The sequence below is a fragment of the Candidatus Bathyarchaeia archaeon genome (assembly GCA_038882715.1).
In the GTDB taxonomy this organism is placed as follows: domain Archaea; phylum Thermoproteota; class Bathyarchaeia; order Bathyarchaeales; family DTEX01; genus DTEX01.
The window spans coordinates 25,062-39,866 of the sequence record JAVZNR010000007.1; the positions used below are offsets into that span (position 1 = coordinate 25,062).

Below are 14,805 nucleotides of genomic sequence, written 5' to 3' on the forward strand. Positions count from 1 at the left end.
AATGCTTTAGAATGCTTTAAGAACCGTTTTCGCAAGGCTAATTTTATCCTCTAATGTCCTCATTATTGTATTGGTCAAAATAACTTTTATTCCAAGCCCCTCTATCCTATCTTTCTCTCTTACGTCTAATTGATCTAGCACAAATACGTCTAGAAAGTCTCTGTATAAATATGCCGCCGAGAAAGCCGATACCTCTAAGCCAAGCCCGCTCATCAACTTATCGGCCGGACCTTTTATCGGCGCTCCGGAAACTATAGGGCTTATAGCAATTTTACGCGCCCGGCTTTTTCTTAACGCTTCTCTCACGCCCTTAACTGACAATATTGTGCCTATGCTTACAATCGGGTTGCTTGGACAAACAATCACTAATTCGCTTTTCAATATAGACTCGATAACCCCTTCCGCTGGACTCGCGTTTTCCGCACCAACATATTTTACGCCTAAAACCCTGTCCTTAGCCCCCCTCTTAACCAAATATTCCTGAAAATGCATTAACCCGGCTTCAGTCTCGATCCAGGTCTCAAACCTATCATCGGTCATTGGGAGAATATTAACCTTTAAACCTAAACTTTCACATATCTTCCTAGTTGCCTGAGAGAGCTTTAGACCGCTTTTTAAGAGAATCGTTCTATGAATATGTGTCGCTAGGTCTCTGTCGCCTAGATTGAACCATGTCTCGTATCCGTATCTCCGCAGCATCTCTAAACAGTGAAACGTGTCACCTCTTATTCCCCAACCCTTCTCCTCATCCACTATGCCAGCTAAAGTATAGGCGACTATGTCTAGATCCGGCGAAATATGTAGTCCAAAAAGCTCTATGTCGTCCCCTGTATTAACGATAACCGTTAGATCTTCCTCAGGAATAATTTTAACAAGACCAGAAAGAAATTTCGCGGCGCCAACCCCGCCAGCTAAAGCCGTTATCATAGGCTAACACCCCAATAATTCTTAAAGGCTATCTCTTTAAGTGGCTTTCTAGGCGGGGGCTCAGGGCTTTCAGCCGGATAGCCGATCGTTATTAGGGCCTGGGGCTCAACCTCACGCGGCATCCCTAAAACCCTCCTAACGGTCTCTTGGCAGAATAAGGGTGCACAGAACCAGCATGCGCCTAAACCCTCAGCATGAGCGGCCAAAAGGATGTTCTGTATCGCGGCGGCTAAGCTCTGCGCCGCCATCAAATGCTCAAGTCTCTGCCTCCGCCTATCAGGATACTTATGCATATCCCTCATAGTTAAAGCAGCAACCACTAAAACTGGCGCCTCCGAAAAACGTTTAATCGACTCGCTGGTCAACCTTTCAACTTCTTCTTTGGAGACACCATTCCCCTCAAGATCCCTCATCCAATCAGAAGCCATAGCTTCAGCTAAGCGCTTCTTCACATCAGGGGCAGTCACTATGATGAATCGCCAGGGCTGAGCATTATGGGCTGAAGGAGCCCATCTAACAGCCTCAATGACTTTAAGGATGGTCTCCTCTGGAATAGTCTCTGGCGAATAGATTCTGATGCTTCTCCTACCTACAATTATGCTCCAAAAGTTCTGCACTCCACTCACACCCCTAAAGCTATAAATATTGTAGGTTTATTTTTAGGCTTAAATGTTACTTATTTTTGAGTAATAACTTTTAAATAAGTAGAATGAGAGAAGCATTAGGAGGTGAAGCGATGCTCCGCAGAAAAAGCGTAGTCCTCGCCTATATCGCCATGTTCTCCAGCTTATCCATAATCTTAACTATAGCAAGGGCTGAGATTCCTTTTCCTCTACTCCCCTACTTGAAGTTTGATTTCGCCGAAATCCCCGTCATGATGGTTTTCATGCTCGGTGGACCGGTTCCAGCGCTAATCGCCGAAATTATTCATTGGATTGGGTTAACCCTCAGAAGTGGATGGCTCGGACCATTGATGAAGTTCTTAGCGGTGGTGCCAATGATTATCGGCTTCTGGATCGGGATTAAGATTGGGCTGAGACTTCTTCGAGGATATGGTGGAGTAAGTTTACCAAAAATCTTCCTTTTCGGAACAATTTTTGGAATAATTTTAAGGGTTATTGTTTGCACCTTTAATAATATACTGCTTTTCCTCATTATAGCCCCTAACTACCTCCTTTTTGCAGAGACCACGCTTAGAGCTGTAGGCATGAGCATCACCTCATCGTTTGACGTTTGGATATGGGCTCTCACATTTACCGGAATTTTCAACGCAATCCACGTGCCCCTATCGTCAATTACTTCGCTGCTCATATTAAAGGCGGCTTTGAGGAAGATACCGGCTATGGCAGGAAGCATATGGTTCCTGCAACTATAGCCCTGTTGCATTAAAATCAAATAATTCATTAACTGGCTTTCGCATAATCTCTAAGGCTTTTCGTCTAGCATCCTCCTCAGTACGCATATCCTTCAAATACTCAAGAACTTCCTCCTTAAGTCTCATCTCAAGAACCCTATCATCTCTAGTAAACTTTATCGATATAAGATTTCCATCCCTAACTTCAATGTTTCTCTTACCCATGGTGCAACCTGTAGCAACTTGAATCCCGTCAATAAGACAGGAGTACGGCGGGCTCAGCTTAGTTTCAACAAAAACTCTAGTCCTAAAGCAGTCTTTTCCAAGAACCCCATTAGCATATAATCCCGCCTTTAACCCTAACACAAGGAATGGGCCCAGATGACCATGAAACTTTATGGCTTCATTTAAGAGTTCGCTCGTAATTTCATGTTTTTCCTCAGACAATTCTTTCACTTCTCCGTCGACATTAGATCTAGCATGATATTACGATCCTATAGAAAAGTGTTACTTTACTATTTAAATCTTTAAATGCGCATAAGAAGCAGCTTGCTTTTACATCAAGCTATAATTAATGTTAATGTTTTCTCCGAACTACCTTTTAACATTATTCCTGAAAATCAACTTGTCCGGCGATTAAAAACCCAAAAAAAGTTTAAACAGAATTTTTTATCGGAGGTCCTCGATCAGTTATCTTATTTTCAATCATCTTTAATACTGCTTTTACTCCAATCATAGGCATCGCCTCCTTTTTCTCATTTTTCAATTTTTATAATTTGAGAAGAAACTTATAAACTTTTCGCATTTTTAAATTTTTCTATAATGAGAAAAATTTATAAGCCGCCCTCCTCTAATAAAATGAAAACATATTTGCGGGTGAATGGGAGATGGCTAAAGAAAAGTACTCGGTGGTAGTTAAGCCGGAGAGTCGGTTAGTGGAGATCAGGTTTTCTTCACCTATGAGCTTCGATTTAATGGAGGAAACTTTAAGTCAGATCAAACAATACATTGCTGAGGATTATAGGGTTAGGATAATCGGCTACATGAGCAGAGACTGCAACTATGTTAGAGCCTTTATGCTAGCTCTCTCGCTATTCGGTAATGAGGACCGAGTTATATTTGAAAACAAAGCGAGATACAGTAAAGCCGAGAGGAGAAGAAGTAAAGCGCTAGTGAAAGATCTTAAGAGCAAAGGTTACAGTGCAAAAAAGATAGCAGAGGATCTTAACATACCGTTGAAGACGATTTATAGGTGGCTCGCTGAGCAATAAAGTCAGAGCAAGTATACGCTTTTTGTCTAGCTCTCATGCCATTCCGTAAACATGTATTGTTAGGCTCAAATCAGGTTAGGATTGGGCCCTGAGCTTCCTTGGGCCTTGACAAATATTTTCGGACTCTTCTAGCGTAATATGAGAGTAGGGCTGCTGCGGATGAAGCCCCCACAATTACTAGGAATGGTCTTAACGTGGCTTGTAGAGGCAGCCCTATGCTTGTGTCTCTAAGCCACCTTTCTATTAGGAGTGTTTGATATAAGCCCGCCTCTCTCCTAATGTTAAGCCGGATAAATAGGCCTAGAGTTCTCTCATAAAGAGCCGTATATTCCTCATTTGCGCTCCTATACTCCAGAATCCAGCATTCAACAAGTCTTCCGTTAACAATAGTCCATGATAGCCCCTTAACCTGAAGGTTTAGGTTCCATACTGGGACTAGACTGCCAATAAAGATGTTTGTTGGTATCCACCAGCTAGTGTAGGTTCCATCTTGATACATGCGGCTTTTGGGGTCTACGAAGAATAGCTGTATGTTTGATCCATTAAGCACGAAGGATTCAGACCCGTTTGCGGAAAAATATATTTGCCTAAAAGTGCGGTTTAGCTCTACAATTAAAATGCCGTCTCTTTCACCTACAACTGAGTAGTTTAGCTCCTCATCGGCTTCATACCATGTTTTACCGTTAGAGGTCAGTTTCTCCCTGTAATAATAGCTCCATCTAGCGCCCGTGGATATGGGGGGTGGGTCGTAGGTTGGGAGAAAATATAGGGTTAAGGATATCGCTGAGATGAGAAGTAAAGCGACTCGGGTGGCCTTCGATTTCGACAACAATGTTATCAATAAGTAAAATGATTCTTCAAGTATTTATGCTGTGCCGTTTCCCCGCTCCACATTAAGTTAAACAATATATTGGTTTTGATAACATTATTTTCTAGGGGGTCTACATGAGGTTACGGATTAGTAGGAAAACCTACTGGGATAAAGTTTACGGCTGCTGGCTGGGTAAGAACGCTGGCGGAACAGTTGGGGGGCCTCTAGAAGCCCTTTATGGGCGGGAGGAGATGTTCGATGTTTGGTGGTATCCTAAGCTTGTTGAGGGCGGAGTACCTAATGATGACTTGGAGATTCAGCTTGTCTGGCTTCAGGCGCTCAGAGACCGCGGGGTTAACTTGACTGCGCGAGAGTTGGCTGAATATTGGCTTGACTGCATAATCTACAATTATGATGAGTACGGCTTACATAAGATGAACTTGAAGCTTGGTTTGCAGCCTCCTGTTTCAGGCTGGTATAATAATTGGTTTAAGAATTGCATGGGCAGCCCGATAAGGTCGGAGATATGGGCTTGCATAGCGCCGGGAGCGCCTAACATAGCCGCTAGATATGCGTATCAAGATGCTATATGTGATCATGCTGGAGGTGAATCAGTTTACGGCGAAGTATTTAACGCTGTTGTTGAATCGGCGGCCTTTATTATAAGCGACCGGGTTAAGCTGGTGAATATGGGTTTAGCGGCCATTCCTGAAGACTCCCTGACTCATAAAGCCGTAAGAACGGCGCTAGAAGCCTACTTAAACGGATTAGACTGGAAGGAGGCGCGCGAGAAAGTTAAAGGAGCAGTTTACAGCCCCATAGCCCAATACTCTCCCATAAACTTAGGCTTCCAAACAATCGGCTTGCTTTATGGGGAGGATTTCGGGGACGCTATTTGTAAGGCTGTGAATTGCGGGTGGGATACTGACTGCACCGGGGCAACTGTGGGCGCAATATGGGGAATAATTTGCGGCGGAAGCGATCTTCCTGAAAAATGGGTTAAACCTTTGGGCGATAGAGTTGTGGTTAGCGAGGGGATAAAAAATATACATGTTCCAAGAACACTCGGAGAGCTAACGGACGAAGTATGCGGCATAGGCGAAAAGATCTTATCCAGCTTTAACGCTCCAATTGAAGTTTCCGAAACTGATGACTTTGCAAACGCGGAGAGGGTTCTCAACCCCTTAATCGATGAGATTAAAAACCTTTGGGATCTGCCGCCTAACACTATTGACTATGATTTGGTGAGCGTAAAGGCTTCAGTAACATACGTAGATAGACCAGCCGTTCTTCCCTATGAAAAAAGCTGTTTCCTAGTGACCGTTAAAAACATGATGTTAACGCCGGTATCTGGCAGCATGGAGGTTTATACACCGAGAGGATGGATTTTGGAGCCGAATACTCCACAGCAAATAACGCTGAAGGCAAAAGAGCAAGCGTCCTTCAAGTTTTCGGTTACTGCCCCAGCAGCCCACATAAACCCCTCAAATGAATGCATAGTTAAAATAGTGTTAGAGAATAGGCCGAGGCTTATGTGCATCCCGGTGGTCTTTACCGGAGGCTTCCGTTGGCTTGTCTCCGAGGTCTTTCGCGAACCCCTATCCCTAGAGGCGTGTTTCCCGCCTGAAAAGGATTTAAACCTCTACGAGGTCGGCGAAGGATGGAAGGCGGTTTCATGGCCTGAAAACTCGCTTGAGGTTGAGGGCTTCTTCATGGGGAAGCCTGGAATAATATATCTGAGACATTTTATTTATTCGCCAAACGATAGAAGGGTAGTGATCGGTGTGCCGAACAATAGCCGAATGAGACTTTGGCTTAACGGCAAGATGATTCATGAGACAGTTAAACCAGTTCCCTTAAGGCCGAATTATGGCGGCGATGGCTCAAACTACACGGCGGCAGACCTTAAAAGCGGCTGGAATCACATTATGATTAAGCTTCTGCGCGGCGAACAGCCTTTAAAGGCCCATTTCACCATAGCTGACAGCAAGTGGCATAGTGGATTAGCTGATTTGGTTCGCTGCAAGCTTCCATGGGAATCCTAATTATCTTGGTCTCAAGCGGTAGAATGATAAAACTATTTTTCCGGTAAATTTATTTCGGATGATCGCTAGTTTTCAATTTATGGCGCAAACAACAATCTTGGAAAAGCTTAAGGAAGAGCTCCGAAAGATTGAGGGTATGCTGACGGCTTTAGAGTCGGAGAAAAGGAAGATTGATGAAGAATATTCTGCGGCTCTAAGCGAGGAAAACAGAATATTCGAGGAGATGCGGCGTTGCAGAGACCAGTACAGATACCATCAGCTTGAAATGAGGCTTAACGCTGTCTCTAGACGTAGAAAAGAGATTGAATCAAAAAGAGACGAGATAGAGAGGAAGATAAAAGGGTATAGCGAAGAGAAAGCGAAATTGCAGATGAGAATAGAGTACTTAAAACCTAAAACCCAATAATTTTCCCTAGGAAAAATGATGCAAGGCAGCATCGTAGAATCATTAAATTCTATAAACAAGCTAAGTTTGCTTCGCTAGATTATACTATCATTGGATTACTGTTCCGACGCTCACACCGCTGATAGCCAACAATATGTTTTCCGGCTTAAAACCATTAACAACAATAGTTTTTATGCGTTTCTCCCTCAATATGCGGACGGCTTCCGGATCAATTATCTGATGTATGCCAGCTTGATGCTTAGATTCGGTCAATATTTTCTCCAGCTCATCAAAGCTCACCTCGTCCAGTTTCTTGGCATCCGCGTATTTTCGCGGGTCTCGCGTATATACGCCTTCTTGGTCGGTCGCTTTAACAATGAGGTTTGCCCCAACCTCTGAAGCTAGCAGAGCGGCCACGGTGTCCGTCGTCATGCCCGGCTTGATGCCGCCCATAACAGTTATCCCCCTCTCACCCAAAACTTTCGCAGCTTCCTCAACTGTTTCAGGCACTCTCCTCCACGAGTACCCACCAATCTTCATAGCTAATGCCTGAGCAAAGAGCCTTGAAACCGATATCGCCAGCTCATCCTGCTCTTGCTCAGACAAACCTAACTCGCGCCCCAAGCTTATGAACTCCCGAGCCAATTTGCCCCCACCAATAACGGCGGCAACCTCGTGCCCTTTTCTCCTTAGCTCCACTATTAGCTCAGCATACCTGCGGATTAGCTCTGGGTTTGGCGGCGAAGCCGCAACCGAACCACCAATCCTTATAATTATCCTCATTACCCAGCCACCGCCACTAGAGACTTAAGGAGATCCCACATTATTTAAAATAGCATTATTAGATAAACATTGGCCTTTGTTTATGGATTTAAACATCCTGCGATAGTAAAGCTAACACTATATGTGAGTAATACATAATTATTTTCTCGCATAAACGCTTGAGGTTACAGCGATGTTAGAGCTTGTTTTTCTTGGGAGTGGAGGCGGACGTTTTGCGACAATAACTCAGAAGAGGAGAACTGGAGGAATAAGGGTTATTTCAGAGCAGGGCAACGTCAATATACATATTGATCCAGGCCCTGGTGCACTCGTCTACTCGCTGGAAATGGGTTTAGATCCGCAGAAAATTAGAGCTATATTTGTCTCGCACTCGCATCTCGATCATGCGAATGATGCTGAGCCGCTTATAGAGGCCATGAGTGAGGGGACCATTAAGAAGCGCGGTGTTCTAGTGGCCGCCCGCAGCGTCTTAAAGGGTAATGAGGTCTGCGAGAACTCCATATCGAGGTATCATCAAGCTATGCCTGAAAGGGTTATAGAGGCCGTGGTTGGCGAATCATTTGAGGTCAGCGGGATAAATGTTACTGTATGTAAAGCTGTCCACTCTGATCCTGACACGGTCGGTTTTCGCTTTGAAGTTAAGGGGTTCGGCGGCTTCGCTTATATGCCCGACTCAGAATACTTTAGCGACGTATCAAAGTTTTACAGCGGGTTGAGGCTGCTTATACTTTCCGTCTTAAGGCCGACCGGTCAACCTTGGGAGGGGCATATGACAACCGATGACGCCATAAAAATAGTTGAGGAGACCCGTCCGGAAATGGCTTTAATAACTCATTTCGGGATGCAAATGATACTTAAGGGGCCTGAAAAAGAAGCTGAGCTAATGGAGAAGAGGACTGGTGTGCCGACTAGGGCAGCCTTCGACGGGATGAGAGTAGTCTTGGGAAAAGAGATAATTTTAAGCGGGAAATCTAGAAAAGGAAGAGATTTAAGCAGCTTTCTGCAGCCCTAAGCTTTCACTATAAAGACTTCCTCAGAGATTTTTTCAGCCGCCTCGGTTTCCGGCTTACCGAATATTAAGGCTCCAATTTTATGCATGGCTTTCAAGTCTTCTTCAAATGGCTTTAGGTCGGCTGGCGCGTAGACTATACCGTTAATCTCTTGGTTTAAAGCAATATTATTTTTCTTCTTGTATTGCCATATTGCGTTATTGAAGTCCATGAATTTAGGCAGCAGGGCGAGGATGCTGTCCTTCCATTCATCTCTTTCTTCTGGGAAACATTGGACATGTATGCTCCTATTTGAGTATAGTTCGAGCCAGATAGCCTCCGTTATAAATGGACATATTGGCGCCAGAAGCTTAAGAATCGTCTCCAAGCATTTGTGGAGCGTGTACCATGCGCCGCGCTGAAGCCTTGGGTTAAAAAGGCGGTCTCGATTATAAGCCCTAGACTTAACAGCCTCAATGTAGTGATCCGCAAAAATATTCCATGTGAATGTCCTTATCGCGGTGCCAGCTTGGAAGGCGTTCATATCCTCGTATCCCTTTCGGCACTCAGATATAAGTTCATTTAGCCTAGCCAAAATCATTCTGTCAAGCGGCGCAAGATCGTAGTCTTCGCTTACCTGTGGGAAGGACGATATGAATCTGGCAATATTCCATAGCTTCGTAAGAAACTTTGAGGTTCCGCGTATTCGCTCAAAGGAGCATCTTATGTCACCCTTAGTTATGTTTCCCTCAAGCGCAGTCCATATTCTAAAGGCTTCGCTGCCAAACATCCTTATAACATCTTGCGGGTCAATAACGTTTCCAGCGCTCTTACTCATCTTTCTACCCTGCTCATCAACCACATGCATATGTATCCAAACGTTTCTGAAGGGCTCTTTCCCAAAGAGTAGAAAAGACTTTAAGACAGCGAAGTAGAGCCAATTTCTAACAATCTCCTTCCCCTGCGGTCTAAGCGAGCATGGAAAGTTTCTATTAAAGAACTCTTTATTCCACAGGTAGCCGAGTATGTAGACTTCTGAGGTTGCTGAGTCAAACCACGTGTCAAATGTCCGTTCTTCGCCGTGGAACTCTCTCCCACCGCACTTTGGACATTTATCTATTGGCGGCGGCTCTCTCCAAGGCTGATAGTATCTTCCGGGTTCAGGCACATAGGTGTAGCCGCAGCTCTTACAGTACCATAAAGGTATCTCGGTCCCATAATATCTCCGCCTAGATATGACCCAGTCTATATCGATGGAGTTGACCCAGTCGATAAGTATCTGCTTACTTTCCGGCGCGAAGAAACGCATTTGATGGGCGAGCTTAAATATCTCATCCTTAAACTCAACCTGCTTTAAATAGAGCTCCCTCATTTGGACGAACTCGATGGGGTTCTTTGACCTCCAGCAGACAGGTCTACGCTGAATAATCTTCTCCTGCTTGACGAGTAAGCCCTCAGCCTTAAGATCCTCTACTATACGCTTTCTTGCCTCCTCAACCTTTAAGCCAGCATACTTACCAGCGTTCTCGTTCATCTCACCCTTTTCGTTTATGGCGAATATAGGTTTAAGGTCTAGTTCTCTAAGTATTCTAACGTCGCTGTAGTCGCCGAAACTGCATATCATGACTAGGCCTGAGCCGAACTCCGGCTTAGCGTATGGATGCGGAATAATCTCGACAACATGTCCATATATTGGGACAATAGCATGTTTCCCCTTAAGATGCTGGTAGCGTTCATCAGAAGGATTGAAGAGGATTATGCGGCATGAACATAGCAGTTCTGGTCTAGTCGTAGCTATCAGTATTTCTTCGTTGGTCTCCTGAACCCTAAATTTTATGTAGTTTAATAGGGCTTCCTCCTCCTCGTATTCTACTTCAGCGTCAGATATCGTTGTGCGGCAAACCGGGCAGTAGTTTGTGGCCTTCTCATCCTCATAGATTAAACCTCTCTTCCAGAACTCTATGAACGTTTCCTGCGTTAAGCGCCTATATTCTGGATCGTCAGTTTCATATCTGCCCCCAACCCTATACTCAAGATCCCATGAGTTGCAGCTTAAACCTAGGCGCTTAAATGTTTCTAGCGAAGTCTCGCCGCTCTCTTGGAGTAGCTGCTTACATTTCGCGATGAATTCTTCTCTAGGGGTTTCGTGCATAACTATGCCGAAGGTTTTCTCGGCTTGAACCTCTATTGGCAGACCGTTTTTATCTAAGCCTATTGGAAAGAGCACATTGTATCCCGTCATACGCTTGTACCGCGCAAATATATCCATCCAGACGTACGTGTATGCTTGCCCTATGTGAACCGGAGTATTCACATATGGGGGTGGGGTGTCAATGCTAAAAACCTCTTTATGAGAGGTCTCATCAAACCTGTATATCCCGTCCTCCTGCCACTTCCTAAACAAAATAGCCTCTTTAGCCGGATCCCAAGTCTTATCCTTTATTCTAGGTTTAAACTCTATATTCTCCTCTCCACTCATAAAAACATCACCGCATTAAACTCCTTCATGATAAAACCATCTTTAAAATATGTTTTCAGATCATTGGCGTTTGTTTTGGCACCGCTTAACGTACTTGGCGTTGGCGGTGGCTCAACGGCACCTTCCTCCCGACAACGATACCGAAATACTATTTCTTTAAGGGAAATATAAAGGTAATTGTTTAAAGGGCAGGTTTAAGAGTAACATTTTGTGATTACTATTTGTGCGCTCGTTTTGTGACTCAATCTTATAACCAAATTTGCTCTCAATATGGCTCATGGTGGAAAATGTTGGGCGACATTAAAGTTCCGCGGGGAGAAACGGTTTTCTTGGATGTTGTTGAGGGGAGTTTATATGTGGCTGAAGATGCAACGGTTAAAGCTAAAGAAGGTCTTCAAAAGATCGCTGTCTTAGGGATGATTCAATGTTATGGTAACTGTGCATTCGACTGCAGCGTATCCTCAGCCATGTTGAGGGGCAAAGATTGTGAGATAACTGTTAGGGGAGATTTATTTGTCGAAGGGGCTGTAAAAGTCAAGGACGGCTCGCTCTTCGTGGAAGGTAATGTAAAGGCAAAAGATATTGAAGTCGACAGAGAGCTGAGGGTTAGAGGAAACTTGAATGCCGGGGATATTGAAGTTGGCGGAAAACTTGATGTAGGCGGAGACATTAACGCTGATAGAATTGATGTTGGTGGAACATTTGAATCCTATGGGAATGTGAACGCAAAAACCATAAATGTTGGCGGCACGGTTAAAATAGCCGGCTCAACCATCAGCAATCTACTGGATATAGGCGGATTTTTCTATGGGAAAGGCACCGTTAAAGTGGATAAAATTAGGGTTGGTGGAAAGTTCCACGCTGAATCGGAGGTTTTCTCAGAGCGCTTAGATGTTGGCGGAGCAGCTGAAATCGCTGGTGGAGAAATAAGAGACAAGATTGATGTTGGTGGGGCGTTCTACTCGAACAGACCATTAGCCTTTAAGTCTATCGATGTTGGTGGAAGCGTGAAGTTAACCGGAGCATCTAGGGGAGAGAAAATCGATGTCGGCGGAACGCTGACCGTAGATGGAGACTTAATTTTCAATGAGATAGATGTAGGCGGATCAGTCCTAATATCCGGTAGCGCAGAAGGCGTTAAGATAAGCGTTGGCGGAAAATTAAAGGTTGAAGGAAGCTTTAAGTTATCAGGCGAACTGGATGTTGGCGGAATTGTGGAGGTAAACGAAGTCTTAGAGGCAGAAGCCATAGATGTTGGCGGAAGCCTAAAGGCTCAGCTTGTAAAAGCTGTCGGCCCCGTGGATGTTGGTGGAGAGATCGCCACTAAAGAGGGTTTAAGGGCTGAGAGTGTTCGGATAGGTAAGAGGGGCAGAATACGCGGGCCAGTTGTAGCTAGGGAAGTACGAATTGGTGAGAGGGCTGAAGTAGAGGACATTTATACGGATACTTTAATCATGGAGGAGAGGGCAGTTGCGAGAAACATATATGTTAGGAAAGCATATTTGGAGAGGGGCTGCAGAATCGTGGGCGAGCTCCAGTACACTGAGGAATTGAAAAGTGAGGAAAACGTCTATTTCGCTAGGGAACCCAAGAAGGTAGACTCCCTACCAGCCCCACCAATCTAGACCATATAATTGTTAGCGAGATATAACGGCGTGATAGATCATTTATCTCGGAAGATTATTCTATCGTAGGAAACAAGATTTATCTGAAACCTAGAAGCAAAAATTAGGGATGAAAGTGTTCACAGTTGAAAAAGAGAACGAGATATGAAATTTATTTTGATGTGTTAGACGCTGTTAGGAGAAAGGGCGCTATAACGATAACGAGGCTATCTTATAGCGTGCAGTTACCAGTCGATAGGACAAAGCGCGTAGTTAACTTTCTAGTTTCAAGGGGTTTATTAAGGGAAGAGAACGTTGGCGATAGGAAAGTTTACAGGTTGACTGAGAGGGGCGGGGCTTTTCTAGAAGCCTTAAAAACTGTTAGAAAGTTTATTGGTTAGAGGTTTCCTCCCTTATCTTCTCTTCTAGGCTTTTTATTTTACCGTGCTCTACAATGTTGATGCGTGTTGGCAGCCTAACCTTATATCCGAGGCGCAGAAACAATCCATATAATTCTTCACCCGTTATCTTATCCCTAATCTTTCCCTCTAAAATGAGTTTAACAAGGACTTTCTCAATATATTGCGCGACTTCAGGATACTGGGCTTTTGCAGCGTTGAAGACCTCCCAAGCCCTATCGACAAAAAATTTATCTAAAACCTCGTATGGATTAACCTCCCTCGGTTTTTCAGCTTCAGGCTCGGTCTTCTCCATAAGGCGCTTTCTCAGCTCCATAAGCTTCTTGTATCTTATCATTTCGAGCTCCAGATCCGACATTTCCCTGAACCCCGCCTAACCTTATTCCACTTAGAGAAACATAATGTTTCGGGTTTATTATTAATGTTGCTCCATCTTATACCTTAAGATGGCCGCTATACCGCCGAAGGACTTTAGCAGCATCTGTCCCTCCTCTGTTTCCGGCGATATTATCTCGACTTTTGAGCCAGCAGCCTCGGCTATTTCAGCCAATTCTTCAATTAAATCCTTCTCTTCAACAACCTCAAGCGTCGGGTTTCCGCACTTAGGGCACTGCTTACCCAGAAGCGACTGTGTAAATCCCATTACCTCATGGCTCCTCATAGATTCGTGATAAGTGTATCCGCATGACGTGCAGCTGACCGTTACACGCGTTACATCGATAGCTTCTGACAGCAGTAACGTGTCAACTATACCCGCCTCAAGAACCCTCCTAACATCTCTTTCGCCGTAAGTCGCTAATCCGGTATCATGTCCAACCTCATAAAGGAATTTTTGAACAATCCTCCTCTCCTCAATGTACCTCACATTCCTCATTATTTCCGGAGCTTTCTCAAGGATCTCCTTAACGCCCTGCTCGCCAGTATAAGCCGTGTCAACGACACCTATGATCTTCTCCCTAAGCCTATAATCCAAGTATTCCCCCTTCTCAAAATCATACTTTGTCGGCCCGGGCCCGCCGATAATTATCCCCTTCAAGTCCTCTATGGGCAGAAAGACCTCATTTGCATGTGAAGCAACCCTCTTAAAGAACTCTTGAACCTGAGCTTCACGTATACGTTCGAATCGCCTAGCTGACTGTCCGCCAGCCCTATGTTTACCCGGTATACCGGAAGTTATCTCATCAACTATTTCCAAGCGTCGCCCCTTTATAGTCGCAAACGTTGCTTCGCTTGAATCCACCAGTACAACACCATACGTCTCCTTCTCCTTAATTAAATCCTTTAAATGCTCTATGTGGAATCTTGAATCACATCTGTACAGGTAAATGTTTATCGGCTCCGGCGGAACAATAACGTAAGTCTCCATCTTCTCGCTTCCAGGTCCACCTTGAGGTATGGCGCCGCAGAATATGGCAAGCCCGTTCTCCGGGACCTCCTTGAAGAGCTTGAGTCTCTGGATCACCCGGACTATGGCGTCCTGCACGTTCTTACGCGTTGTGGTTGATTTAATGTTTGATGCTGTGCCCCACTCGTCTTTAAGCATAGCAATTATCTCGCTTATCTGTCTTCCAGGCGGAATGTAAAGCGATATGAGCTCTGTTCCTCTCCCCTCTTTTGAGGCCAGAGTCTCCAGTACTTTCTTTAAACGGAATATTTCGAGGGATGTCCTCTTAGAGCTCATTTCTCATACCCGTCAATCATCTTCGTTAGTGAATTATGCTTTCCCTAAAACAATTTA

Annotated in this window: 15 protein-coding genes; 7 read left to right on the forward strand and 8 right to left on the reverse strand. The window is 44.6% G+C overall.

The features are described 5' to 3' along the window. Window positions 1-6 precede the first annotated feature (6 nt). On the reverse strand, window positions 7-927 hold the full coding sequence (gene cofD, locus QXR61_05410) for a 2-phospho-L-lactate transferase (GenBank protein MEM3757380.1): 921 nt from the start codon (window positions 925-927) through the stop codon (window positions 7-9). Continuing rightward, window positions 924-1,544, reverse strand: coding sequence for a nitroreductase family protein (locus QXR61_05415; protein ID MEM3757381.1), 621 nt, complete (start codon window positions 1,542-1,544; stop codon window positions 924-926). Before QXR61_05415 ends, cofD begins: the two co-directional genes overlap by 4 nt. Before the next feature lie 119 nt (window positions 1,545-1,663). On the opposite strand from QXR61_05415, the gene QXR61_05420 reads away from it, so the two are divergent. Beyond that, window positions 1,664-2,302: a hypothetical protein gene (locus QXR61_05420; GenBank protein ID MEM3757382.1), complete on the forward strand. Its 639-nt coding sequence runs from the start codon at window positions 1,664-1,666 to the stop codon at window positions 2,300-2,302. Here the strand turns inward: QXR61_05420 and QXR61_05425 are convergent. After that, a complete protein-coding gene (locus QXR61_05425; protein ID MEM3757383.1) occupies window positions 2,297-2,728 on the reverse strand; it encodes a formylmethanofuran dehydrogenase subunit E family protein in 432 nt (143 codons plus the stop codon). The two genes, QXR61_05420 and QXR61_05425, sit on opposite strands and share 6 nt — an antisense overlap. 440 nt (window positions 2,729-3,168) lie before the next feature. Here QXR61_05425 and QXR61_05430 point away from each other — a divergent pair, with 440 nt between their 5' ends. Next, window positions 3,169-3,552, forward strand: a complete 384-nt coding sequence (locus tag QXR61_05430) for a helix-turn-helix domain-containing protein (GenBank protein MEM3757384.1) — start codon at window positions 3,169-3,171, stop codon at window positions 3,550-3,552. Between the two features lie 70 nt (window positions 3,553-3,622). On the opposite strand, the gene QXR61_05435 is transcribed toward QXR61_05430, so the two are convergent. Beyond that, window positions 3,623-4,381 (reverse strand): hypothetical protein, encoded by a 759-nt coding sequence (locus QXR61_05435; protein MEM3757385.1) that lies wholly within the window; start codon window positions 4,379-4,381, stop codon window positions 3,623-3,625. Between the two features lie 116 nt (window positions 4,382-4,497). On the opposite strand from QXR61_05435, the gene QXR61_05440 reads away from it, so the two are divergent. Next, window positions 4,498-6,408, forward strand: coding sequence for an ADP-ribosylglycohydrolase family protein (locus QXR61_05440; protein MEM3757386.1), 1,911 nt, complete (start codon window positions 4,498-4,500; stop codon window positions 6,406-6,408). Between the two features lie 97 nt (window positions 6,409-6,505). After that, window positions 6,506-6,814 (forward strand): hypothetical protein, encoded by a 309-nt coding sequence (locus QXR61_05445; protein ID MEM3757387.1) that lies wholly within the window; start codon window positions 6,506-6,508, stop codon window positions 6,812-6,814. An 87-nt stretch (window positions 6,815-6,901) separates the two neighbouring features. On the opposite strand, the gene pyrH is transcribed toward QXR61_05445, so the two are convergent. Then, entirely contained in the window at window positions 6,902-7,576 is a 675-nt protein-coding gene (pyrH, locus tag QXR61_05450) for a UMP kinase (GenBank protein MEM3757388.1), read from the reverse strand. 172 nt (window positions 7,577-7,748) lie between these two features. On the opposite strand from pyrH, the gene QXR61_05455 reads away from it, so the two are divergent. Next, a complete protein-coding gene (locus QXR61_05455; protein MEM3757389.1) occupies window positions 7,749-8,588 on the forward strand; it encodes an MBL fold metallo-hydrolase in 840 nt (279 codons plus the stop codon). Here QXR61_05455 and QXR61_05460 read toward each other — a convergent pair. Next, on the reverse strand, window positions 8,585-11,044 hold the full coding sequence (locus QXR61_05460) for a valine--tRNA ligase (GenBank protein ID MEM3757390.1): 2,460 nt from the start codon (window positions 11,042-11,044) through the stop codon (window positions 8,585-8,587). The genes QXR61_05455 and QXR61_05460 overlap by 4 nt on opposite strands. Before the next feature lie 287 nt (window positions 11,045-11,331). Here QXR61_05460 and QXR61_05465 point away from each other — a divergent pair, with 287 nt between their 5' ends. Next, complete coding sequence (locus QXR61_05465) at window positions 11,332-12,669, forward strand: polymer-forming cytoskeletal protein (protein ID MEM3757391.1); 1,338 nt, start codon at window positions 11,332-11,334, stop codon at window positions 12,667-12,669. 125 nt (window positions 12,670-12,794) lie between these two features. Continuing rightward, the gene (locus QXR61_05470) at window positions 12,795-13,049 is read left to right on the forward strand and encodes a winged helix-turn-helix domain-containing protein (GenBank protein MEM3757392.1); all 255 of its coding nucleotides are present in this window, start codon (window positions 12,795-12,797) and stop codon (window positions 13,047-13,049) included. Here the strand turns inward: QXR61_05470 and QXR61_05475 are convergent. Then, on the reverse strand, window positions 13,039-13,425 hold the full coding sequence (locus tag QXR61_05475; GenBank protein ID MEM3757393.1) for a DNA-binding protein: 387 nt from the start codon (window positions 13,423-13,425) through the stop codon (window positions 13,039-13,041). The two genes, QXR61_05470 and QXR61_05475, sit on opposite strands and share 11 nt — an antisense overlap. 60 nt (window positions 13,426-13,485) lie before the next feature. Further along, window positions 13,486-14,748 carry a peptide chain release factor aRF-1 gene (prf1, locus tag QXR61_05480; protein MEM3757394.1) on the reverse strand — a complete coding sequence of 421 codons (1,263 nt, stop codon included), beginning with the start codon at window positions 14,746-14,748 and terminating at the stop codon, window positions 13,486-13,488. Between the last annotated feature and the right edge of the window lie 57 nt (window positions 14,749-14,805).

Bases quoted from the DNA above. Each gene is read 5' to 3' on its own strand.
- cofD (MEM3757380.1), bottom strand. From the start codon at position 927: ATGATAACGGCTTTAGCTGGCGGGGTTGGCGCCGCGAAATTTCTTTCT.
- QXR61_05420 (MEM3757382.1), top strand. From the start codon at position 1,664: ATGCTCCGCAGAAAAAGCGTAGTCCTCGCCTATATCGCCATGTTCTCC.
- QXR61_05430 (MEM3757384.1), top strand. From the start codon at position 3,169: ATGGCTAAAGAAAAGTACTCGGTGGTAGTTAAGCCGGAGAGTCGGTTA.
- QXR61_05440 (MEM3757386.1), top strand. From the start codon at position 4,498: ATGAGGTTACGGATTAGTAGGAAAACCTACTGGGATAAAGTTTACGGC.
- pyrH (MEM3757388.1), bottom strand. From the start codon at position 7,576: ATGAGGATAATTATAAGGATTGGTGGTTCGGTTGCGGCTTCGCCGCCA.
- QXR61_05455 (MEM3757389.1), top strand. From the start codon at position 7,749: ATGTTAGAGCTTGTTTTTCTTGGGAGTGGAGGCGGACGTTTTGCGACA.
- QXR61_05460 (MEM3757390.1), bottom strand. From the start codon at position 11,044: ATGAGTGGAGAGGAGAATATAGAGTTTAAACCTAGAATAAAGGATAAG.
- QXR61_05465 (MEM3757391.1), top strand. From the start codon at position 11,332: ATGTTGGGCGACATTAAAGTTCCGCGGGGAGAAACGGTTTTCTTGGAT.
- QXR61_05475 (MEM3757393.1), bottom strand. From the start codon at position 13,425: ATGTCGGATCTGGAGCTCGAAATGATAAGATACAAGAAGCTTATGGAG.
- prf1 (MEM3757394.1), bottom strand. From the start codon at position 14,748: ATGAGCTCTAAGAGGACATCCCTCGAAATATTCCGTTTAAAGAAAGTA.